The 22,059-nt window shown below is 75.8% G+C and carries 18 protein-coding genes; 11 read left to right on the top strand and 7 right to left on the bottom strand.

What is annotated here, in order from left to right; all coding sequences use genetic code 11:
* The first annotated feature begins 70 nt into the window (after positions 1–70).
* Positions 71–850 (top strand): ATP-binding cassette domain-containing protein, encoded by a 780-nt coding sequence (locus tag IE329_RS18565; protein WP_370882165.1) that lies wholly within the window; start codon positions 71–73, stop codon positions 848–850.
* A gap of 65 nt (positions 851–915) precedes the next feature.
* Entirely contained in the window at positions 916–2,184 is a 1,269-nt protein-coding gene (locus IE329_RS18560) for a sugar ABC transporter permease (RefSeq protein WP_190212113.1), read from the top strand.
* An 83-nt stretch (positions 2,185–2,267) separates the two neighbouring features.
* Here the strand turns inward: IE329_RS18560 and IE329_RS18555 are convergent, their stop codons facing one another.
* The 3 genes from IE329_RS18555 to IE329_RS18545 form a co-directional block, all read right to left on the bottom strand.
* A complete protein-coding gene (locus IE329_RS18555; protein ID WP_190212029.1) occupies positions 2,268–3,257 on the bottom strand; it encodes an NADPH:quinone oxidoreductase family protein in 990 nt (329 codons plus the stop codon).
* Positions 3,254–4,057: an SDR family oxidoreductase gene (locus tag IE329_RS18550; protein WP_190212112.1), complete on the bottom strand. Its 804-nt coding sequence runs from the start codon at positions 4,055–4,057 to the stop codon at positions 3,254–3,256. Before IE329_RS18550 ends, IE329_RS18555 begins: the two co-directional genes overlap by 4 nt.
* 65 nt (positions 4,058–4,122) lie before the next feature.
* Positions 4,123–4,878 carry an SDR family oxidoreductase gene (locus IE329_RS18545; protein ID WP_229927565.1) on the bottom strand — a complete coding sequence of 252 codons (756 nt, stop codon included), beginning with the start codon at positions 4,876–4,878 and terminating at the stop codon, positions 4,123–4,125.
* Positions 4,879–5,058: 180 nt separating this feature from the next.
* Between IE329_RS18545 and IE329_RS18540 the strand changes: the two genes are divergently transcribed.
* A complete protein-coding gene (locus tag IE329_RS18540) occupies positions 5,059–5,688 on the top strand; it encodes a TetR/AcrR family transcriptional regulator (protein WP_190212028.1) in 630 nt (209 codons plus the stop codon).
* Between the two features lie 174 nt (positions 5,689–5,862).
* Here the strand turns inward: IE329_RS18540 and IE329_RS18535 are convergent, their stop codons facing one another.
* Positions 5,863–6,807 carry a lysozyme gene (locus IE329_RS18535; protein ID WP_190212027.1) on the bottom strand — a complete coding sequence of 315 codons (945 nt, stop codon included), beginning with the start codon at positions 6,805–6,807 and terminating at the stop codon, positions 5,863–5,865.
* A gap of 292 nt (positions 6,808–7,099) precedes the next feature.
* Positions 7,100–7,984, bottom strand: coding sequence for a lysozyme (locus tag IE329_RS18530; RefSeq protein ID WP_190212026.1), 885 nt, complete (start codon positions 7,982–7,984; stop codon positions 7,100–7,102).
* 359 nt (positions 7,985–8,343) lie between these two features.
* Between IE329_RS18530 and IE329_RS18525 the strand changes: the two genes are divergently transcribed.
* The 3 genes from IE329_RS18525 (at position 8,344) to IE329_RS18515 (ending at position 13,367) form a co-directional block, all read left to right on the top strand.
* Positions 8,344–8,886: a GNAT family N-acetyltransferase gene (locus tag IE329_RS18525; RefSeq protein ID WP_073926837.1), complete on the top strand. Its 543-nt coding sequence runs from the start codon at positions 8,344–8,346 to the stop codon at positions 8,884–8,886.
* Between the two features lie 225 nt (positions 8,887–9,111).
* Complete coding sequence (locus tag IE329_RS18520; protein ID WP_229927564.1) at positions 9,112–10,932, top strand: glycosyltransferase family 2 protein; 1,821 nt, start codon at positions 9,112–9,114, stop codon at positions 10,930–10,932.
* A gap of 335 nt (positions 10,933–11,267) precedes the next feature.
* Positions 11,268–13,367 (top strand): acyltransferase family protein, encoded by a 2,100-nt coding sequence (locus IE329_RS18515; RefSeq protein WP_190212025.1) that lies wholly within the window; start codon positions 11,268–11,270, stop codon positions 13,365–13,367.
* 72 nt (positions 13,368–13,439) lie between these two features.
* Here IE329_RS18515 and IE329_RS18510 read toward each other — a convergent pair whose 3' ends face one another.
* A complete protein-coding gene (locus IE329_RS18510) occupies positions 13,440–14,132 on the bottom strand; it encodes a hypothetical protein (protein ID WP_190212024.1) in 693 nt (230 codons plus the stop codon).
* A gap of 240 nt (positions 14,133–14,372) precedes the next feature.
* On the opposite strand from IE329_RS18510, the gene IE329_RS18505 reads away from it, so the two are divergent.
* The 3 genes from IE329_RS18505 to IE329_RS18495 all read left to right on the top strand — a co-directional run bounded on the left by IE329_RS18505 (position 14,373) and on the right by IE329_RS18495 (position 16,781).
* A complete protein-coding gene (locus IE329_RS18505) occupies positions 14,373–14,603 on the top strand; it encodes a hypothetical protein (protein WP_190212023.1) in 231 nt (76 codons plus the stop codon).
* Between the two features lie 185 nt (positions 14,604–14,788).
* Positions 14,789–15,166 (top strand): YrdB family protein, encoded by a 378-nt coding sequence (locus IE329_RS18500; protein WP_190212022.1) that lies wholly within the window; start codon positions 14,789–14,791, stop codon positions 15,164–15,166.
* Between the two features lie 151 nt (positions 15,167–15,317).
* Positions 15,318–16,781, top strand: a complete 1,464-nt coding sequence (locus tag IE329_RS18495; RefSeq protein WP_190212021.1) for a hypothetical protein — start codon at positions 15,318–15,320, stop codon at positions 16,779–16,781.
* Between the two features lie 75 nt (positions 16,782–16,856).
* Here IE329_RS18495 and IE329_RS18490 read toward each other — a convergent pair whose 3' ends face one another.
* Entirely contained in the window at positions 16,857–19,148 is a 2,292-nt protein-coding gene (locus tag IE329_RS18490; protein WP_190212020.1) for an amino acid adenylation domain-containing protein, read from the bottom strand.
* Between the two features lie 301 nt (positions 19,149–19,449).
* Between IE329_RS18490 and IE329_RS18485 the strand changes: the two genes are divergently transcribed.
* Together IE329_RS18485 and efeO are read left to right on the top strand one after the other, a co-directional pair.
* The gene (locus IE329_RS18485) at positions 19,450–20,304 is read left to right on the top strand and encodes an ABC transporter ATP-binding protein (protein WP_190212019.1); all 855 of its coding nucleotides are present in this window, start codon (positions 19,450–19,452) and stop codon (positions 20,302–20,304) included.
* A gap of 313 nt (positions 20,305–20,617) precedes the next feature.
* Complete coding sequence (efeO, locus tag IE329_RS18480; protein ID WP_190212018.1) at positions 20,618–21,763, top strand: iron uptake system protein EfeO; 1,146 nt, start codon at positions 20,618–20,620, stop codon at positions 21,761–21,763.
* The last annotated feature ends 296 nt before the right edge of the window (positions 21,764–22,059 follow it).

The raw sequence follows: 22,059 nt of genomic DNA, 5'->3' as shown, positions 1-22,059 counted from the left end.
GCCCGGCCCGTCGGGGCCGGGCCGACCCGGTCGTGTTCAGGGGCCCTGGTGAACAAGGGAGTTGATAGCTGTGGCAGCTGAGCCCGTACTCGCGCTGCGCGGAGTCTCCAAACGGTTCGGCGCCGTCCAGGCGCTCACCGACGTCGAGCTGGAGGTGCGCCCGGGCGAGGTCGTCGCCCTGGTGGGCGACAACGGCGCCGGCAAGTCCACGCTGGTCAAGACGATCGCCGGGGTCAACCAGCCGGACGACGGAGTGATCGAGTGGGAGGGCCGGCCGGTGTCCATCCACCGGCCGCAGGACGCCCAGACCCTCGGGGTCGCCACGGTCTACCAGGACCTCGCGCTCTGCGACAACCTCGACGTGGTCGGCAACCTGTTCCTGGGCCGCGAGATGCGGCACTTCACCATCCTCGACGAGGTCGGCATGGAGAAGCGCTCCCGCGAGCTGCTCAGCACCCTGTCGATCCGCATCCCCAGCGTCCGGATCCCGATCGCCTCGCTCTCCGGCGGCCAGCGCCAGACCGTGGCCATCGCCAGGGCCCTGGTCGGCGACCCCAAGGTCGTCATCCTCGACGAGCCCACCGCGGCCCTCGGCGTCGAGCAGACCGCCCAGGTCCTCGACCTGGTCGAGCGGCTGCGCGACCGGGGCCTCGGCGTCATCCTGATCAGCCACAACATGGCCGACGTGATGGCCGTCGCCGACCGGATCGCGGTGCTTCGCCTCGGCCGCAACAACGGCTTCTTCGACCGGCGCTACACCAACAAGGAAGAGATCATCTCCGCCATCACCGGCGCCACGGACAACGCCGTGACCCGCCGTCAGGCGCGTGGCTCGGAGGGTCAACTGTGAGCAGCGACAACAATCCGCAGCCGGGCGACGGCGAGTACCACCGCCCGCCGCTGCCCGAGGACAGCATGCCCAAGGGCGGCGTGAACGCACCCGTCCCGGTGGCCGCCGCGGCCACCCCGGTGGTCGACCCGCGCCTGATCGTGCGGGAGGGGGGCGTCAAGGGCTACCTGGGCGAGTTCAAGCGCCGGCTGAGCAGCGGCGAGCTCGGCTCGCTCCCCGTGGTGCTGGCCCTGATCATCATCTGGGCCGTGTTCGGCAGCCTGAACAGCACCTTCCTCTCCGCCCAGAACCTCTCCAACCTCTCCCAGCAGATCGTCGGCACCGGGATGATCGCCATCGGCGTCGTCTTCGTGCTGCTGCTCGGCGAGATCGACCTGTCGGTCGGCTCGGTCAGCGGACTCTGCGCGGCCATCTTCGCGGTCATGAACGTCACCCACGGCGTCAACCAGTGGGTGGCCCTGATCTCGGCCATCGCCGGCGGCGCGATCGTCGGCCTGATCCAGGGCCTGTTCTTCGCCAAGGTCGGCGTGCCCGCCTTCGTCGTCACCCTCGCCGGCAACCTCGCCTGGAACGGTCTGATGCTCCAGATCCTGGGCTCCTCCGGCACGGTCAACCTCTCCGGCAAGGACATCGTCTCCCGGCTCTACACCACGATCTACAGCCAGACCATCGCGGCCTACCTGCTGGCGGCGGTCGGCGTGCTGCTTTTCCTGGGGGCCAACCTGTTCGACGCCCGGCGCCGGCGCGCGGCCGGCGTGCCCTACCGCCCACCGGCGGACATCGCGCTGCGCACGATCGTGCTGGCCGTCATCGCCTTCGTGGTGGCCTACACCCTCAACCAGTACAAGGGCCTGCCGCTGGCCCTGCTGATCTTCCTGATCTTCATCGTGGTGCTGGACTTCGTGCTCCGCCGCACCAGCTACGGCCGGCAGATCTTCGCGCTCGGCGGCAACATCGAGGGCGCCCGGCGAGCCGGTATCAACGTCTCGTGGATCCGGATCTCGGTCTTCATGATCTGCTCCACCATGGCGGCGGTCGGCGGCCTCTTCCTGGCGGCCCAGATCCAGTCGGCCAGCCAGACCTCCGGCGGCGGCAACCTGCTGATGAACTGCATCGCGGCGGCCGTCATCGGCGGGACCAGCCTCTTCGGCGGACGCGGCAGCACCTGGTCCGCGCTGCTCGGTGCGCTGGTGATCGGCTCGATCCAGTCCGGCATGAACATCATGGGCGTGAGCAACGCCATCCAGTTCATGATCACCGGTGCGGTGCTGCTGGCCGCGGTCGTGGTCGACTCGCTCTCCCGGCGTACCCAGAAGGCGGCCGGCCGCGCCTGACGCGACGGGCGGCCCACCCTACGGGGGCCGGCGGTCACCACCGCCGGCCCCCGAGGCACGTCCTGCGGCGTCGGCCGCCCGGATCAGTCGCCGAGCACGACCACCCGGCCGGTGCTGCGCCCGTCGGCGACCAGCTGGACGCCCGCTGCCGCCTCGGCCAGCGGCAGCCGGGCGCTGACCAGCGGGCGGACCACGCCCTGTTCGGCGAGCTTGGTCAGCTCCTCGTGCGCGGCCCGGACGGCTCGTGGGTCGCGGGTGTTGTAGAGGCCCCAGTGGAGTCCGAGGATCGAGTAGTTCTTCACCAGCGCGTGGTTCAGGGCGGGGGCGGGGATCTGCCCGGCGGCGAAGCCGACCACCACGATCCGGCCCTCGAAGGCGACGCACTTGGTGGAGCCGGTGTAGGCGTCGCCGCCCACCGGGTCGAAGACGACGTCGGCACCGCGACCGCCGGTGGCCTCCTTGACCACCGCGACGAAGTCCTCGGCCGTCCGGTCGACCACCAGGTCGGCGCCCAGCTCCCGGGCCGCGGCCGCCTTGGCGGCGCCGCCGGCCACCCCGATCACCCGGGCGCCGGCCGCCTTGCCGAGCTGGACGGCCGCACTGCCGACCCCGCCCGCCGCGGCGTGCACCAGCAGGGTCTCGCCGGGGCGCAGCGCGGCCCGGCGGTGCAGGGCGAACCACGCCGTCTGGTAGCCGATGTGCAGGGCCGCCGCCTCCGCGTCGTCCAGCGCGTCCGGGGCGGCGAACACGGCCCCGGCCTCCAGCAGGGCGTACTCGGCGAAGGCACCGCCGGGCAGTACGGGGTTGCCGATCACCCGGTCGCCGGGCGCCAGGCCGGTCACGCCCTCACCCAGGGCGTCGACCACGCCGCAGAGTTCCACGCCCGGCGTGAACGGCAGCGGCGGGCGCACCTGGTAGTGGCCGCGCACCATCAGCGCGTCGGGGAAGTTCACCGCCGCCGCGCGGACCCGAACCCGCACCTGACCCGGGCCGGGGCCGGGCGGGCCGGCCAGTTCGCGCAGGCGCATCACCTCGCGCGGCTCGCCCAGTTCGTCGACCTGCCAGGCCCTCATGCGGCTCCGCCCTTCTCCAGTGCGCGCTGCAGCTTGTTCATCCCGCCCAGCCAGCGGTCCGGGTCGGTGGCCCGGTGGGCGTAGTACTCGGCGACCTCGGGGTGCGGGAGGACCAGGAATCGCTCCTCGCGCAGGCCCGCCAGCACCGCGCCGGCGACCTCCTCGGCCTCGATGGCGGTCGGGGCCAGCAGGATCTCGCCCATCGCGCCGGTGGAGCTGAGCATGTCCGTCCGCACGCCCTGCGGGCAGACCGCGTGCACCCGCAGACCGCGGTGGCGGTAGGTGGCGGCCAGCCATTCGGCGAAGGCCAGCGCGCCGTGCTTGGACACGGCGTACGGCGCGGAGCCGAGGCTGGTGAGCAGCCCGGCGGCCGAGACGGTGGCGACGAAGCGGCCCGAGCCGCGCTCCAGCCAGCGGGGGAGCAGCAGGTCGGCCGCCCGGACGTGCGCGAGCACGTTGACCTCCCAGGCCAGGGCCCAGGCGGCGGCCGGCGCCTCGGCGCCGCCGGTCGGGGCGACCCCGGCGTTGGCGCACCAGACGTCGATCTCGCCGAGCGCCTCGCGGGCATGCCCGACCAGGGCGGCCAGGCCCTGCTCGCCCGCCGCGTCGCCGGGGGCGGCGACCCCGCCGCACTCCTCGGCGACGGCCGCGGCGGCCGCCGCGTCGAGGTCGTTGACCACCACCCGGGCGCCGGCCGCGGCGAAGGCCCGGGCGAGGGCGGCGCCGATGCCCCGGCCGGCGCCGGTGACGACCACGCCCTGCCCGGTGAGGTCCTGGCCGGAGAGCTTCTGCCCGGTCAGGACCTCACCGGAGTGGTTCCGGATGGTGGGGTCCGGTCCGGCCGGCCGGACCGGGGCGTCCGGGTTCACAGTCCGCCGCCGAGGGTCACGCCGCCGTCGACGACCAGGGTCTGCCCGGTGATCCAGGCGGCGTCGGCGGAGAGCAGGAAGGCGACGGCCCCGGCGATGTCCTCGGGCATCCCCAGTCGGCCGAGCGGGTAGGCGGCGGAGACCTCCTCCTCGCGGCCCTCGTACAGCGCCTCGGCGAACTTCGTCTTGACCACGGCGGGGGCGACGGCGTTGACCCGGATCCGCGGGCCGAGGTCGGTGGCCAGCTCCATGGTGAGGCGGATCAGGGCGGCCTTGCTGACGCCGTACATGCCGATGCCCGCGGAGGAGCGGAGGCCGGCGATCGAGGCGACGTTGACCACCGAGCCGCCGTGCTCGCCCATCCAGGCGGCGTGCGCCCGGCGGGTCCAGGCCAGCGGGGCGAGCACGTTGACCGCGAGGATCTTCGCGGCGAGGGCGTCGTCGGTGCCGAGCACCGGGCCGTAGGCCGGGTTGATGCCGGTGTTGTTGACCAGGTGGTCGAGCCGTCCGAAGGCCGCCATGGTGCGGCTGACGGCCTCCTCCTGGTGGGCGGGGTCGTCGGCCTTGCCGGCCACCCCGATGGCGACCTCCGGTCCGCCGAGGTCCTGGACGGCCTCGGCCAGCGCGTCGGCGCCCCGGGCCGTGACGCAGACCTTGGCGCCGCGGGCGACCAGCTCGCGTGCGATGCCGAGGCCGATCCCGCGGCTGGCTCCGGTGACGACGGCCACCTGGCCCTTGAAGGAGTGCACCACTGAGGGTCCTTTCGCGTCCGGCGGGCCGGGGGGAGTACGGCGTCCGCGGGGGGTGAGCGGGGTGGAACAGGAGTGACTAAGCGCTTGCTTAGCATGCTGTCGGTGCGAGACCCTGTCAACAGTCCCGGTGGCTCCGGGCCGGGCCGTGGGCCCGCAGCGCAGTTCTGGGAGGATGGCGCCATGACCAGCACGCCGATCGCCGACCTCTGGACCACGCTCCCCGGCGGAGCCGGGCCCCGCCCCGAGGCCGCGTACCGCTTGCTGGCGGCGGCCGTCGAGGCGTTCGCCGAGCGCGGCTACCACGCGACCACCACCCGGGACATCGCCACCGCGGCCGGGATGAGCCCCGCCGCGCTCTACATCCACTACCCGTCCAAGGCGGCGCTGCTCGCCGAGATCAGCCGGGCCGGCCACGCCGCCACCCTGGAGCTGGTCCGGGCCGCCGCCGGGGCCGAGGGCGGCCCGGTGGAGCGGATGCGCCGGCTGGTCGAGGACTTCACCAGCTGGCACGCGCAGGGCCGGACGGTGGGCCGGGTGGTCAACTACGAACTGCACGCGCTGCCCGCCGAGGACTACGCGGTGGTCGCCGGCCTGCGCCTGGACATCGAGCGCGAGGTCAGCGGGATCATCGCGGACGGCCTGGCGGCCGGCCTCTTCGAGGTGGCGGAGGTGAAGACCGCCGCCCGGGCGGTGACCTCGCTCGGGATCGACGTCTCGCGCTGGTACACCGGGCGCAGCAGCGAGTCCCCGCAGGAGCTGGGCCGCCGCTACGGCGAGCTGGTGCTGCGGATGCTGGGCGCCCGGCCCTGACCGGCCCCCGCTCCGCCTGCCCCCGCCCTGCTTCGTCCCGCCCTGCCGTGTCCCGCTCCGCCGTGTCCCGCCCTGCCGTGTCCCGCCCTGCCGTGTCCCGCTCCGGCCTGCCGGGTCCGCGACGGAGGGGCGGCCCGGCGGGTGTACCGCGCCGGACCGCCCCTCGTGGCGTGCTCAGCCCTTGGCGAGGGCCTGCAGCCGGTCGTAGGCCCCGTTGAACCAGTTCTGGTCGCCGGGCAGGGTGCCCGAGTCGGCGTACTGCCAGACGGTCTGGTAGCTCCAGCCGGCCGGCAGGGTGCCGACGGCGCTCGCGTAGCGGGCGATCCAGAGCGGGTTGGTGGCGCCGAAGCCGGCGTTGTTGCCAGTGCAGGTGCTCCACCAGTTGGTGGTGGTGTAGATCGTCGGGTAACGGCCCGTCCGGCTGTGGACGGTGTTGCTGAAGTCCCGGATCCAGCTCACCATCGCGCTCTGGCTGAGGCCGTAGCAGGTCGCGCCGTACGGGTTGTACTCGATGTCGAGCGCCGGCGGCAGGGTCTTCCCGTCGCCGGACCAGCCGCCGCCGTGCCCGACGAACCAGTTGGCCTGTGCCGCGCCGCCGGAGACGTCGGGCAGTGCGAAGTGGTAGGCGCCGCGGATCAGGCCGGAGTTGTAGGAGCCGTTGTACTGCTGGGCGAAGTACGGGTTGGTGTAGGTGGTGCCCTCGGTGGCCTTCACGTAGGCGAACCGGGCGCCGTTCGCCGCGGCGGTGCTCCAGGCGACGTTGCCCTGGTGGCTGGAGACGTCCATGCCCTTGGTCTGGGCGACCAGTGACTGTGCGTCGGGCAGGCCGCCTCTCCCTTCGTGGGCGGCGACGGTGGAGCCGGCGAAGTCCTGCTCGGGGTGCAGGACGGGCGCGGGCCGCGCGGCCTGGGCGGGGGCGGCCGTGCCGGCCAGCAGGGCGCCGGCGGCGAGCGCGGCGGCGGCCAGCCGGGGCAGGCGCCGGGTGCGGGCCCCGGTGCCTGCCGCGCGGCCGGCCGGCGGGGTGGGTGCGGCCGGGGTGGGTGCGGACGGGAGGGCCGCGGGCGGGAGAGGTGCGGTGCCGGTGCTGACTGTGCGGGCGGAGCGGGAAGTGCTGTGCATGAACACTCCTCTGGTCCTGGGCATGGTCGTGTACGGACCGCACGGTGTCCGCGCGGTTGCCGCTACGAGAGTAGCCATGTACCCGCCACGGTGGTGAGGGTTCTGCCGGGAGTTCGCCGAGGCTTCCCGCGGACTCCGCCCGCCGCGCCGTCCGCCGAGGCGGCGGGCGGTCTACGGGCGTAGGGCGCGGCCCCGGTCGCGGGCCTGCTCAGAGCCGGTCGGGCCCGGCGCCGGCCGCCGCACCCCGCCGGTCGCCGCCCGCCGGGCGACCGCCGGTGCCCCGGTGCCGGAGTCAGCCGTTGGCCAGTGCCTGCACCCGGTCGTACGGGCCGTTGAACCAGTCCTGGTCGCCGGGGAGGGAGCCCGAGTCGGCGTACTGCCAGATGGTCTGGAAGCTCCAGCCCGCCGGCAGCGCGCCCACACTGCTCGCGTAGCGGGCGACCCAGAGCGGGTTGGTGGCGCCGAAGCCGGCGTTGTTGCCGGTGCAGCTGCTCCACCAGGCGGTGGTCGTGTAGATCACCGGGTAACGGCCCGTCCGGTCGTGCACGGTGTCGCTGAACTCGCGGATCCAGTTCACCATCGCGCTCTGGCTGAGGCCGTAGCAGTCCGCGCCGTAAGGGTTGTACTCGATGTCCAGGGCCGGCGGCAGGGTCAGTCCGTCGGGCGTCCAGCCGCCGCCGTGGTCGACGAAGAAGTTCGCCTGCGCGGCCGCGCCGGAGACGTTCGGCAGCGCGAAGTGGTACGCCCCGCGGATCACGCCGGCCACGAAGGAGCCGCCGCTCTGCGCGTAGAAGTACGGGTTGAGGTAGGTGGTTCCTTCGGTGGCCTTGAGGTACGCGAACCGGGCGCCGTTGGACACCGCCGCGTCCCAGTTCACGTCGCCCTGGTAGCTGGAGATGTCCATCCCCTGGGTCTGGACGGCCCGGGGCCGGGCGACCGGGGAGTTCGACCGCCCCTCGTGGAGGGCCACCGTCGAGCCCGCGTGGTCCAGGTCGGGGTGCAGGATGATCGGCAGCGGCCGGGTCGGCTGCGCCTGCGCCGGGGCGGTCGCGCCGCCCAGCAGCGCGCCGGCCGCGAGGGCGGCCGCGGCCAGCCGCGGTAAGCGCCGCGAGCGGGCCGGCCGGGCGCCGGGCGGGCGGGTGGCGGCTGCGCGGGCGGCGCGGGACGTACGGGGCATGAACACTCCTCGGTGCCGGGGCGCGCGGGATTCGCGGCGCCTGCTCGGAAGGAGCTGGAGGGGTACCCGCCCCCGGCGGGCGGTACCCGCGGACACACCTGAACGGCTGCGAGGTTCCCCCCGCCCGGCGCAGTGCCCGTCGGGGCCGCGCCGGGCGCCGTGACGTGGACGGCGCCCGACCCCGCGCCCGGCGCCGTGCCGGGCGGCCGTCGGGCCTGCTCAGGGGCCCGGCCGGCCTTTCCCTTGCGCTCCCGGCCGGCCGCGCGACCGCCCGTCCGGGCCTCCGGCAGGGCTGTGGCACGATGCCGGGAGGCCGGTGCCCGAGCCGGCCTCCGCGTACGACGAGAGGACGGTGCACCGTGGCACCCGAGCAGACCGACGACCGAACCGTGTTCCGCCCGGCCGTCCCGGCCGATGTGCCGGTGCTGGTCGAGCTGGTCGAGTCGGCTTACCGCGGCGACGCCAGCCGGGCCGGCTGGACCACCGAGGCCGACCTGCTGGACGGCCGGCGGACCGACGCGGACGGCGTCGCCGAGGTGATCGGCAAGCCGGACAGCGTGCTGCTGGTCACCGAGCGGGCCGGCCAGGTGCTGGCCTGCTGCCAGCTCGAACACCGCGGGGACCGCGCCTACTTCGGCATGTTCTCGGTCCGGCCGGGCCTGCAGGGCGGCGGGATCGGCCGGGCGGTGCTCGCCGAGGCCGAGCGGATCGCCCGCGAGGAGTGGGGCGTCGCCGCGCTGGAGATGACGGTGATCGAGCAGCGCGCCGAGCTGATCGCCTGGTATGAGCGCAGGGGCTTCAGCCGGACCGGGATCTACTCGCCGTTCCCGTACGGCGACGAGCGGTTCGGCATCCCGCGGCGGCCGGATCTGCGGTTCGAGACCTTGGTCAAGAGCCTCTGACGTTCGGGGCCGGGCCGGCGGGGCGGGCGCCCCGGGGCCCCGGCCGGTACGGGAGCGGTGTGCGCGAACGTGCATCGGAGCGGGGGAGCGGTGGTGACGTAGCGTCAAACCCGCTGGCGGGCACGGGGGCGAGGTTCATACCTCGTTCATGAGTGGTCTAGGCCAATGTGAGAGGGTGGGGCCCTACGGCACAGTTCCGTTCAAGCCCAGGGGGGCCACGTCCGCATGCCCGTACTCCATGGCACCGCCATGCCCGCGACCGGTCCAGGCCGCGCCGACGACCACGAAACCGGGCAGCGCCTGCCCGACGGCCCCGCGCCGGAGCGCCCGGCGCCCGACGGGAGCGGCCCGCCCGTCCACCGTCACGAGTCCGCCGGCCGTCACGAGCCCGTCCGGCGGCCCGCTGCCCAGCGCCTGCCCGCCCCGCCGGACGACCAGGAGCTCTACTGGTACTTCGGCCCGCAGCGCCGCTGGGTCCCGCTGCTCGCGACCCTCTCCTACGCCGGCGCCACCGTCACGCTCGGCCTCTTCGCACTGCGCCACCCGCTGCTCTGGCCCTTCCTGCTGCTGCTCGTGCTGAACGCCGCGACCTGGACGCTCTCCCTCGGCGACGGACAGCGCCAGCGCCGCTACACCCGGGACTCGCACGACCTGCTGCTACGGGCCCGGCCCGCGCACCACCCGAGCGTCGACATCCTGCTGCCCACCTGCGGCGAACCCCTCACCGTGCTCGACAACGCCTACCGCCACACCGCCGCGGTGCGCTGGCCGGGCGCCCTCGCCGTCCTCGTGCTGGACGACGCGGACCGCCCGGAGGTCCGGGCGCTCGCCGAGTCCTACGGCTTCGGGTACCACGCGCGGCCGGACCGCGGCCGGTTCAAGAAGGCCGGCAACCTCAACCACGGCCTGGCCCAGGGCGACGGCGAGATCATCGCCGTCCTGGACGCCGACTTCTGCCCGCGCGCGGACTTCCTGCACCACCTGGTGCCCTACCTGGACGGGCCGCGGGTCGGCATCGTGCAGAGCCCGCAGTGCTTCGACACCGACCCCTCGATGTCCTGGCTGGAGCGCGCCGCCGGAGCCACCCAGGAGATCTTCTACCGCTGGATCCAGCCCTCCAGGGACGTCCAGGACGCCACCGTCTGCTGCGGCACCAACGCCCTCTACCGGCGCGAGGCACTGGCGGGCGCCGGCGGATTCGCCGAGTACGACCACAGTGAGGACCTCTACACCGGGCTGGCGCTGGCCGGCCAGGGCTGGAGCACCCGCTACGTGCCGGTCCTGGTCGCCAAGGGCATGTCGCCCACCGGCCTGCCGGCCTTCGTCAGCCAGCAGTACCGCTGGTGCCTCGGCTCGCTGGCCCTGCTGCGCGACCCCGGCTTCCGGCGCGGCCCGCTGCCGCGCTCGGCCCGGCTCTGCTTCTGGAACGGCATCCTCGGCTACCTGAGCAGCGCGGTGAACGTCTTCGCGGTGCCGCTGCCGGCCCTGATCATGCTCTTCTTCGCACCCACCGAGATCGCACCCTGGCAGGTGCTGCCCTTCCTGCCACCGCTCTGGGTCGCCCTGGTGCTGCTGCCGGCCGCCTCCCGGACCCGCTGGCGCTTCGAGGTCACCCGGGTCCAACTCCTGGGCGGGCTCTGCCACGTGGTCGCCCTCGGGCACGCGCTGCGCCGCCGCAGCGCCGACTGGGTGCCGACCGGCGCGGTCAGCGGCAGTACCGCGCTGGCCCGGACGGTCGCCCGGATCGGCGTCGGCTGGCTGACCCTGTGCCTGCTGGCCGCCGCCGTCGGACTCGGCCGGGCCGTCGCCGCCCACGGCTGGCAGCCCTACTGGGCGCTCGCCGGGCTGCTCGGCCTCAGCGCCTACACCGTGCTGCCCCTGATCCGGACGCTCCGGCCGCTGCTGAGCGGCGAGCCCGGCGAGGTCGCCCCGCCGAGGCGGCCGGCCACCGCCGGCCGCTTCGGCCGCGCGGAGGCGGTCGCGGTCAGCGCGGTGCTGGCCCTCGGCGGCCTGCTGGCCTCGGGCTGGGCCGACCCGCTGCTCTGAGCCGCGACCGGGCACCCGTACCCGACACACCTGTACCCGACGTGCCCGGTTCCGACGTACCCGTACGCACGGCATCGGCGCCCGGCGCATCCGCACCTCCCCGGGACGCCCCTCGGCGCACTGCCCGCCGGCGCACTGCCTACCGGTGCACTGCCCGTCGCCGAACCGACCGTCGCCGACCCGCCCGGAGCTGAGCCGCAGCCCCGGCCCGCCGGCCCGAAACCCCTTACCCCGCACCGTCCTTGCGCGTCGCCCCACCGGCGCGGCCCGCCGCCTGGCCCCCCACGGCCCGGCGGTCCACCGACCGCTGCCAGCCCCTTGCAAGGAGCACCGCCGTGCCCACGGCCGTACCACCCAGCCCTGCCCGAACCACCACCGCCGCCGCCACGAGCACCGTCCGCACCAGGCCCGACCGCACGGCGACCGCCCGGGACGCCGCGTTCCGCCCCGACATCGAGGGCCTGCGGGGCATCGCCGTCCTGGCCGTGCTCTGCTTCCACGCGGCCGTCCCCGGCATCACCGGCGGATACGTCGGCGTCGACGTCTTCTTCGTCATCTCCGGCTTCCTGATCACCGGGATGCTGGTCGCCCGGCCGCTCGGCCTGCTCGACTTCGCCGCCCGCCGGGCCCGCCGCATCCTGCCCGCCGCCGCCGTCGTGCTGGTCGCGACCGCCCTGGCCGGCGGGCTGCTGCTCGACCCGCTGCGCGGCACCGACCTCGCCCGGGACCTGCTCGCCTCGGCCGGCCAGTTCGCCAACTGGCGCTTCGTCGGCCGGCAGACGGACTACCTGGCCGCCGGCCGCGACCCCAGCGTCCTGCAGCACTTCTGGTCGCTCGGCGTGGAGAACCAGTTCTACCTCCTGTGGGGCGTGCTGCTGCTCGGCCTCGGCCGGCTGCTGCCGCGCCGCCGGACCGGGCCTGCCTGGGTGGTCACCCTGGCCGTCGGCGCGGTCTCGCTGCTGCTCTGCCTGCGCTGGACGGCGCAGTCCGCGCCACTCGGCTACTTCTCCACCGCGAGCCGGCTCTGGGAGTTCGCGGCCGGGGGCGCGGCCGCCCTGCTCGCACGCCGGCTCGCCCTACGGACCGCCGGCGACGCACCGCGCGGCCGCCCCCGGCCCGGACGGGTGCCGCTGCGCCTGCTGGGCTGGCTCGGCGCGGCCGCCGTCCTGGCCGGTGTCGGGTGGTACGACCGGGCGACGCCCTTCCCCGGCAGCGCCGCGCTGCTGCCCGCCCTCGGCACGGCGGCCGTCCTGCTGGCCGGCGGGAGCGGGCTCCCGGCCGGCCGGGCGGACGTCGGCCGCCTGCTGGCCACCCGTCCGCTGCGCGCCGTGGGGCGGCTCTCCTACCCCTGGTACCTCTGGCACTGGCCCGTCCTGACCATCGCCGAGGCGCGGTCCGGCCCGCTGCCGTGGACCGTCCTCAGCGCGCTCACCCTGGCGAGCGCGGTACCCGCCTGGCTGACCCTGCGCCTGGTGGAGGAGCCGCTGCGCCGCGGCTCGACGGCCCCGCGCCGCGGGCTCTCGATCGCCGCGGCCGCACTGGCCGTCCCGCTGATCGCCGGGCTCACCCTGGGCGGCGGCACCGTCCGGGCGCTCGGCAGCGCCGAGGACGCGCGCCCGCCGAGCGGCGCGGCGGACGGCGCCGACCTGCTGGCGCCCGGCACCCGGGTGCTCACCCTGACCCCGTCGTTGGCCCGGGCCAGGACGGACTTCCCGCCCGGCCGGGACTGCGAGATCCCGCTGGCCGCCGAGAAGAGCCCGCGGTGCCTGTTCGGCGACGAGCGGAGTCCGGACCGGATCGTGCTGCTCGGCGACTCGCACGCCGGCCAGTGGATCTCCGGCCTGCTGCCGGTCGCCGAGCAGCGGCACTGGGCGCTGGAGGTGCTGGTCAAGCCGGGCTGCCCGCTGGCGGCCGTCCCCGTCCGCAACGACGTCCTCGGACGGACCTTCACCGAGTGCGACCGCTGGCGGGAGAACACCCTCGCCCGGCTCGCCGCAGGCCCGGCCCCGCGCCTGATCGTGATGTCCGGCCTGAACCGCTACGGCGGCGCCGAGGAGCGCACCGAGGGCTGGCGGCGCACCCTGGACCGGCTCGCCGCGCTGGGCGCCCCGCTCGCCTACCTGGCCGACACCCCGATGCCGGGCAAGGACATCCCGACCTGCCTGGCCGCCTCGGACGGGCGGTCGGACGCCTGCTTCTTCCCGCGGGAGTCGGCCTTCGAGCCGGACCCGCTGCTGGCGGGCGGCCTCGCGGCGCGGTACGGCATCCGGGTGCTGGACGTCGGCCCGGTGCTCTGCCCGGACACCGGACCGGACTGCCCGGCCGTGCTGCAGGGCGTGCTGCTCTACCGGGACAGCGGGCACATCACCAACACCCTGGCGTCCGTCCTTTCGCCCCGGTTGGAGCGGGGACTGGCGGGCCTGCTGCCGAACTGACGGTACGGCGGCCGGCCCCGGGGCCCCTGGCCGGGCGCTTCGAGCGCCGGCCGCCGACCGTCGCGCGCCGCCTCAACCGCCGTACAGGCCACGGCACATCGCGGCCTGCGCCGAGCCGGCCGGCCACCGGCCCAGCTCCTCGGCCTTCGCACAGAGCGCTTGGGCGCCGGGCGGCGCCGCCGGGCCGGGGGCAGGGGCGGGCGCCTGCTGCGGGGCGGGTGCCCGGGAGGCCTTCGGACGGGCCGGGCGGTGCGGGGCGGGGCCCGTGCCGCCTGCACCGCCACCCCGGCCGGCGCTCCCGTCGCTCCCGCCGGGTGCGTCCGCGGCGGGCGGCCCGGCCTCCGTCCCGTCGGTCGTGCCGTCCTGGGCCGCGCCGTCCTGGGGGGCCGGGTCCGGCGCGGGGGCCGCCACCGGCGCGGCGGCGGGGGCCGTGGCCGGGACGGGCGCCGGGGTCGGCAGGGCGCCCCAGGGCGGTGGCGGCAGCGGCGCCGGGCTCGGCCCGGCCGGGCCGGCGGAGGGCCCCGACAGCCGGGCGGGCCCGTCGCCCTCGCCCGGCGCGCCCGGGCCGCACATCACCAGTACGGCCGCCATCACCACCAGCACCCCGGAGGTGGGCAGCGCCACCAGCCACCGGCGCCGCACCCGGGCCGGCTCCGCCGCGGCCGGCGGTCCCTCCGGCCGGTGCTCCGGCGGCCGGTCCCGCTCCCGCCCGTCCTGGGGGGCGTACTGCCGGCCGGGCTGCCCGTCGTACCGCCGGTCGTCCATCGCGCTCGTCCTCCCGTGCGGGCCCGCGCGGCCCGTCACCCTGTTCAACGAGCGCGGGGCGTGCCGGACATGACTTGGCGACGCCGGACCGGGCGACGGGGGCGGCGGCGCTTGTGGCGCGGCGGCCGACGGGGGCGGTGGCGTGGTGGGCGGCGGGTCGGGGCCGCCGGGGCGGGCGTGGGAGGACCGAACGGGTGCGGGCCGGGTGCGAAGGCCCGCGGTCCGCCACATCCTTGACCCATGAGCACCGACACCCCTCAGAAACCGCTGGTCGAGATCGCCGGGTTCCGGACCGACAGCCGCTACCGGCTGGTCCACTTCGAGGGCGCCGGCTGGGAGCCGCTCGCGCCCGAGGAGTTCGAGCCACGCCTGCACCAGCTCTTCCCCGACCTCGACCCGCACGACCCGGTCCGGGTGCACTGGGAGGACCGCCCCTGGGAGTGGCCGGCCTGGCACCCCGGTGAGGCCTGAAGCCCTCACGACCTGAACCCTTCGACCCCCTCGCGTCCGGCCCGGTGCTTCCGTCCGGGGCCGGCGCCCGTGGGCCGATGCTTCGGAGCGTCAACTCGGTTGCCACGGAGGCACCCGACTGCCAGACTCCCGCCTGGAGCGGCGGGCCGCCGCCCGGTGAGCCCCCAGGGGAAGGCGGACCAGACGTGCCGACAGCAGGCCCCGGGGCGGACCCCGGGCGGGTCTGGACCCCGCTGACCGTCGTGAACGCGGGGGTGGCCTTCGCCCTGGAGATCGGCCTGCTGGCGGCCCTCTGCTACTGGGGGGTGCGGACGGGCGGCAGCACCCTCGTCAAGATCGTGCTCGCGGTCGGCGCGCCGGCGCTCGCCGCCACCGTCTGGGGGCTGTTCCTGGCGGCCGGCGGGCCGACGTTCCCGCTGCCGACCGCCGCCCGGATCGTCATCAAGCTGCTGGTCCTCGGCACCGCCCCGCTCGCCCTGGCCGCCACCGGGCACCGCGTCCTGGCCGCGGTCTTCGCCGGCCTGGTGGTGCTGACCGTCGCCGTGGAGTACACCACCGGCTGAGCCCGCCCGTGCACGGCCCCGGCCGGCCCCCGTCGGCCTGCCCGTACGCCCGTGCGCCGCCGGCTGTTCGCCGCCGCCCCTTCGGCACTGCCGGTCCACCCTGCGGCCCGTCCGCCTGCGGAGCGGCGGCGCCGGGCCGTAGGCTCGGGGGATGGGGGAGCAGCAGCGGGACGGCTGGCGGGGCGCCTTGGCGGGCGGGCGGCCGGCCGTGCACATCGGCAACGTGGCGGACTTCAACGCCCAGTTCCTCGCACCCGGCCTGGACGCAGGCCAGGCCGGGCGACGCCGGATCCAGGGCCACCACTACGCGTCGATGGCGGTCTGCTACAGCCCCGAGCCGGCCGTGATCCTGCTGCCGCACCACGTCGAGGACGCGTGGATCGAGCTGCTGGCAGCGGAGTTGGCGTGGGGGCGGGTCGAGCTGCACAGCGGGCTGGCCGCCGGCGCCGACAACGGCCCCGGCCTGGCCGACGCGCTCCGCGCCCGACCCGCGCTGCTGGCCCGGATCGCCTCCGCCGGGCATCCCGTCCTGCCCTGGGGCCTGACGGCCGGTCTGCTCGACCTGTTCGGCCCGGCCGGCGCGGCCCTCCCCGGCGCGGCCCTCCCCGGCGCGGCCCTCCCCGGTGCGGCCGTCCCTGGCCCGGTCATAGGCCCCGCCGCTCCCACCGGGGCCGCGGGGGCGCTCGCGGCCACCCGGCGCTACGAGTCCAAGGCGGCCTCGCACGAGCTGTTCGCGGCGATCGCGCCCGACCACCCCGGGATCGTCGTCCCGCGGCAGGAGCATCCGGACGGCCCGCGCCGGGCGGCCCGCCGGATCGCCGCCCGGGCGGCGCGCGGCGCCACCACCGTACTGAAGTCGCCGCACGGGGTGGGCGGTTACGGCACCACCGTGGTGACCCCGCGCCAGGTCGCCGAGGCCGGCGGGGCCAGGGCGCTGCTGCGCCGGCTCACCGCCGAGGAGGTGCTGGCCCCCGGCGGCGGCCTGCTGCTGGAGGAGTACATCGAGGGCGCCGGCCGGCTGCGCGACCTCACCTTCGACGCGGTGGTCGGCCCGGACGGCGCCGTCCACCCGGTCGGCGCCGGGGTGATGGCGGTCGACGGGACGCACTACCAGGGCGTGACCGTCGGCCCCCGCCTGCTGCCCGAGGGCCCGGCCCGGGCGGCCGAGGCGTTCGGGCTCGCGGTGGGCCGCGTGCTCGCGGCCGAGGGCTACCGGGGTTGGTTCGACGTCGACTTCGTCACCGACCGCGCCCTGCGGCTCGCCCCGACCGAGATCAACCTGCGGCTGACCGGCCCGGCGGTCGCTTTCGTCCTGAAGGCGCGACTGGACGAAGTCCGCGGCCCGGGGCACCTGGTGCGGACCCTGGACGGGCTGCCGCTCGGCGCCCGGCTCTCCCAACAGCTGCTGTTCGACCATGTCGAGGGGCTGCGGGCGCGCTGCGGGCGGCTCGGGGTGACCGTGCTGCCGCTGGTGCCGACCGCGAGCTACCAGGAGCTGCCCTCGGTCGGGCTCGCGCTCGCCGCCCGGGACACCGACTCGCTGGACGCGGCGGAGTCCCTCGTCCGGGCCGCCAACCAGGCCCTCGGCGGTCTCTTCGACGCGCTGGTGAGGTAGGCCCCGGCCGGGCCGGCCCCGGGAGGCGGGCCCGGGGCCGGGCGGACCAGGACGCCGCCGGCCCAGGGCCGGGCGTCACCCCCTCCCGTCGCGGGCCGGCCTCGGGCGCCAGGTGACGAACCGTACGAGGACCAGCGCGGCGAGCATCAGCGTCACGTTGAACGTGTAGACCAGGGTGACCTGGCGGGGCCAGTCGCCGTCCCGGCTCGTCCGGTAGAGGTTGTCCTGCGGCCACCAGGCGGCGAGCAGCCAGACCAGGGACAGATGGGCCGCTGTCGTCAGCATCCGCGGGCGGCCCAGGCGGCGGACCGCCGGCCGGCCTGCGAGCAGCACGACCACACCCGCCCCGAACGACAGGCACTCGCAGACGTGCAGCAGCCGGAGCAGGCCCGACCAGGGCGAGGGGATGCCGCGCACATCGGTGGAGCCGGGGAACAGGACGAGGGTCGCCAGGGTCGCGAGGAGACCGACGGCCACCGCCAGGCAGGACCCGGCCAGCCACTGTGCCCCCGGGGAGGGCGGCTCGCCGGCGCCCGGCCGGCCGCCCGCCTTGCCGCCGGCGGACCTGGCCGGACGGCCCCCCTTCGCCGACCGGGGGCCGGGCAGGGCGGGCCCGGCGGCGTGGTCGTCCGGCGCCGGCAACGGCAGCGCCCGCCGGTCGGGCTTGCCGGCCCGGGTGCGGGGCAGCGACGGCAGCAGGACGACCGCCTCCGGCAGTCGGGCCAGGGGCAACCGCCCGCGCAGGTGGGCGGCGAGCGTCCAGCTGTCGGCCCCTTCGCCGGACGCGACCACGTACGCCACCAGGGCCCGTCGTCCCGGGGCGGTCTCGACCTCGGCGACCAGGCACTCCGCGACCCCGGGGTGGGCGCCCAGGACGGCCTCGGTCTCGGCCGCCGCCGCGGCGTGGGCCGGGCCGCCCGCGAATCCGTCGGCGCGGCAGACGAATTCGAGCAGGCCGTCCGGGCGCAGCCGGCCCAGGTCGCCGGTGAGGTGGATCCGGCCGTCCGGGTCGAAGTCGGCGGCGCGGAAGCGCTCGGCGGTCGGCCCGGGCCGGTTCAGGTAGCCGGGGCCGACGCCGGCCCCGCCGATCGCGATCTCGCCGGGCACCGGGCCGTGCCCGGGCGGCAGCGGCCGGCCGTCGGGGCCGAGCACGTAGAGCCGGGTGCCGGGGAACGGGACGCCGATCAGTGACCGGCGGCGCGGGGCCCCGCCGTCGGTGGCATCCGCGCCGGCGGAGTCGTCGCCGCCCGGGTCGGTGCCACCGGAGTCGGCGCCGGGGCCGTCCGGTTCGGCGGGTGCGTGGACGCGGGCGTCGAACCAGGCGCTGTCCACGCAGGCCTCGGCGGTGCCGTACACGTTGAGCAGCCGGACGTCCGGTCCGAGCAGCTCCTGCAGCGCCACCTGCTCGTCGAGGTACCACCTGTCGGCGCCGACCGTCAGCAGCCGGACGCCCGGCAGGCCGGGACGCCCGGCGGCCGATCGCAGATGGGCGTGCAGGCGCCGGGCGTTGTGGAGGTTGAGCTCCAGGACGGTGACGCCCTCGGCGACCGCCAGCCCGGCCAGCTCCTCGATGCCGGCGGTGCGGTCCAGGGTGAAGTTGCGCCGGGCCATCACCAGCGTGGCGCCGGAGCAGAGCGCGCGCACCCAGTCGCCGGTGAAGACGTCGAACTCAAGGGTGGCGCTCTGCAGGATCCGGTCCTCGGGGGCCAGGCCGTAGACCTGCTGCCAGGCCCGGCAGGCGGCGAGCAGGGAGCGGTGCTCGATCATCGCGCCCTTGGGCTCACCGGTCGAGCCGGAGGTGAAGACCACGCAGGCCAGGCCCGCGCCGGCGGGGGCCGGCAGCGGCTCGGCGGAGCGGGCGGCGATCGCCCCGGCGGCCGAGTCCAGGCAGACGACGGCGCCCGTGGTCGCGTCGGCCAGCCGCACCCGGTGGCTCTCGTGCGTCACCACCACCGCGGGGGCTGCCTCGGCGAGGATCCGCCGCAGCAGCGGGTCGGGGCTGCCCGGCTCCAGCGGCAGGTACGCGCCGCCGGCCTTGAGCACCGCGAGCAGCGCCACCAGGATGTCCGGTCCGCGTCCCATCGACACGGCGGCCAGTCCGCCCGGCGCCAGCCCGGTGGCCACCAGGTGGCGGGCCAGCCGGTTCGCCCGGGCCTCCAACTCGCCGTACGTCAGCCGCTGATCGCCGAAGCGGAGGGCCTCCGCGCCGGGCGCCCGCCGGGCGTGCCGCTCGAAGAGCTGGTGGATGCCCGTCTCCCCGCCCGTTCCTTCCGGTGACTCCGGGCCCGGATCCAGCAGGTGGTGCCCCGTACCCCCCGGTCCGCCCGTTCCGCCCGTCCCGCCACCGTCGTTCGATCCAGCGCCCACGTTCCGTCCCCCTCGCTGCTCCACGCCGCGCAACCCACCGCGCGACTGCCCTGATACTGCCCGCCGTGGCGGCCGCGTACCAGGCCGGCACCCCGGCCGGCCGCCGCCGGGCGCGGGCCCGCCGCCGGCGGGCCGGGCGGGCTTGCTAGTCTGCACGCGGACGACCGGCCCCGAGCCGCGCGAGGCCGCCACACCCGGGCCCGCCCGCGCGGAACAGCTCTGACGCACCGTCACCATGCCGCTCCGGCAGGCCCGCCGTCGTCCGGTGTCCCGGAAGTCCGCCCGCCCAGGAGTGCACCCCATGAGTCTGTCCGCGTCCCCGCTGTCCGACGGCCCGCTGCTGCGCACCCGGGAGGTGGACGTGGTGCGCGACGGCCGGTACCTGCTGCGCGGGATCTCGCTGACGGTCGAGCCGGGCGAGCACTGGGCCCTGCTCGGCGCCAACGGTGCCGGCAAGAGCACCCTGCTCGCCCTGCTCGGGGCCGTCTCGCACCCCACCCGGGGCGAGGTGGACGTGCTGGGACGGCGGCTCGGCCGGGTCGACATCCGGGACCTGCGCGCCTACCTCGGGCACGTCAACCCGCGGCACCCGCTGCGCTCGCCGCTGACCGTCCGGGAGGTCGTCCTCACCGGCCTCGGCAACAGCATCGAGCCGGACCTGCAGAAGTCGCCGACCGCCGCCGAGCAGGCCCGGGCCGACCAGGTGATGGACACCCTCGGCATCGCCGCGATGGCGGCGGCCACCTGGCCGACCCTCTCCCAGGGCGAGCGCGGCCGGACCTTGATCGCCCGCGCGCTGATGCCCCGGCCGCGCCTGCTGCTGCTCGACGAGCCCGCCACCGGACTGGATCTGACGGCCCGGGAGCAACTGCTCGACAGCCTCGACCTGCTCCGGCACCAGCACCCCGAACTGGCCAGCGTGCTGGTGACGCACCACCTGGAGGAGCTGCCGGAGAGCACCACGCACGCCCTGCTGCTGCGGGACGGCGAGTGCGTCGCCGCCGGCAAGGTCGACGACGTCATCACCACCGAGCTGATCAGCGACTGCTTCGCGCACCCGATCAGGATCACCCGGCACGAGGGCCGCTGGACGGCCCGCGCGGCGGCCCGCCGGGCGGGGCCGTGGCCCGAGCCGCAGGGGCGCGCCGGTGCCTGAGGCGACGACCGGCGGCGCCGGGCCGAAGCGCCCCGGCGGCGAGCGGGCACACCGGGGCTGAGCGCCGGGGCGCGGTGGCGGCGGCCGGAGCCGGCCCGGCGGCGGGGCCGGCCGGGCCTGCGGGGTGATTCCCGTACAGCGGTGCCCGTCTCACCGGCATGTCCGCATGTCGGAGAGGTGGGGGCTGGTGTAGACGGACAAATCGATATTCCCTAAGGTATGCCTCAGCTAAGTCGAGGGGGCGCCGGTACCGCCGGTTCCGTCTCCTCCGCCTCGCCCTGCCCGCATTAGCCTGCCTTCCCGTGGAGCCCTCATGTCCGCCCGTCGTTCGACTGCAGCCTCGCTGCTCACCCTCGCCGTCGCGGCGGCCGTGCTGACCGGCTGTTCGCAGAAGAAGGACGACAAGTCGTCCGCCGACGCCGTGCAGGTGACCGCCTCGGACAGCGCGTGCGAGGTGTCCCGGACGTCCTTCCCGGCCGGGCACGTCAGCATCGAGGTCCAGAACAAGGGCTCGAAGTCCACCGAGGTCTACGTCTACGCCGCGGGCGACAAGATCGTCACCGAGCGGGAGAACATCGGCCCGGGCACCAAGGCCACCATCGCCGCCGAGATCAAGGCCGGCGAGTACGAGATCGCCTGCAAGCCGGGCATGGTCGGCGACGGCATCCGCCAGAAGATCACCGTCACCGGTGACGCCTCCGCCGCGGCCGGCTCGACCGACCCCCGGCTGACCGCCGCCGTCGACTCCTACCGCAAGTACGCGCAGGAGCAGGCCGACGCGACGATCCCGGTGGTGCAGCAGTTCGCGGACGCGGTCAAGGCCGGCGACCTGGAGAAGGCCAAGTCGCTGTTCGCGGCCTCGCGGGTGGGCTGGGAGCGCACCGAGCCGGTGGCCGAGAGCTTCGGCGACATCGACCCGAAGACCGACACCCGTGAGGACGGCCTGGAGGCCGGCCAGGAGTGGACCGGCTGGCACAAGCTGGAGAAGTCGCTCTGGGCCGACGGCGCGATCACCGACGCCGACAAGAAGCTCGCCGACCAGCTGGTGACGGACCTGAAGGACTGGCAGACGAAGGTCCCCACCGCCGAGATCACCGCGACCAGCATGGCCAACGGTGCCAAGGAGCTGCTGGACGAGGTCGCCACCGGCAAGGTCACCGGCGAGGAGGACCGCTACAGCCACACCGACCTGTCCGACTTCGCGGCCAACGTCGAGGGCGCCAAGTACGCCTACGAGCTGCTGAAGCCCGTCGCCGCCGAGAAGGACGCCGAGCTCTCCAAGACCCTGGACGGCGAGTTCGCCGCCCTCCAGGCCCTGCTGGCGAAGTACAAGCAGGCCGACGCCACCTACACCTCGTACGACAAGGTCACCGAGGCCGAGCGCAAGGCCTTCTCGGACGCGGTCAACGCACTGGCCGAGCCGCTCTCCAAGCTCGCCGCCGCGGTCGTCGTCAAGTAGTCCTGGGCGCCCCCAGCCTCCGGGGCGGCCGGACCTCCGGCCCGCCCCGACCCGATCACCCTCCACCACACCGCCGTGGCGGCCCCAGCGGCCGCCACGGCATCCGCGAGTCAGCACAGAGAAGGGCCGCCCGTCATGGACGCCGAGAGCGCGCAGCCGTCGGAGCAGTCGACCGGACAGCAGCAGAGCGGACAGGGGCCCGCCGGCGCGGCCCGGGGCGACGGGGCCGGGTCCGCCCCGCTCAGCCGTCGTGCGGTGATCGGTTGGGCGGGTGCGGGTGTCGCGTTGGGTGCGGC

The organism is Kitasatospora indigofera (assembly GCF_014655955.1).
Taxonomy (GTDB): Bacteria; Actinomycetota; Actinomycetes; order Streptomycetales; family Streptomycetaceae; genus Kitasatospora; species Kitasatospora indigofera.
This window is presented reverse-complemented; position numbering and strand designations above follow the sequence as displayed.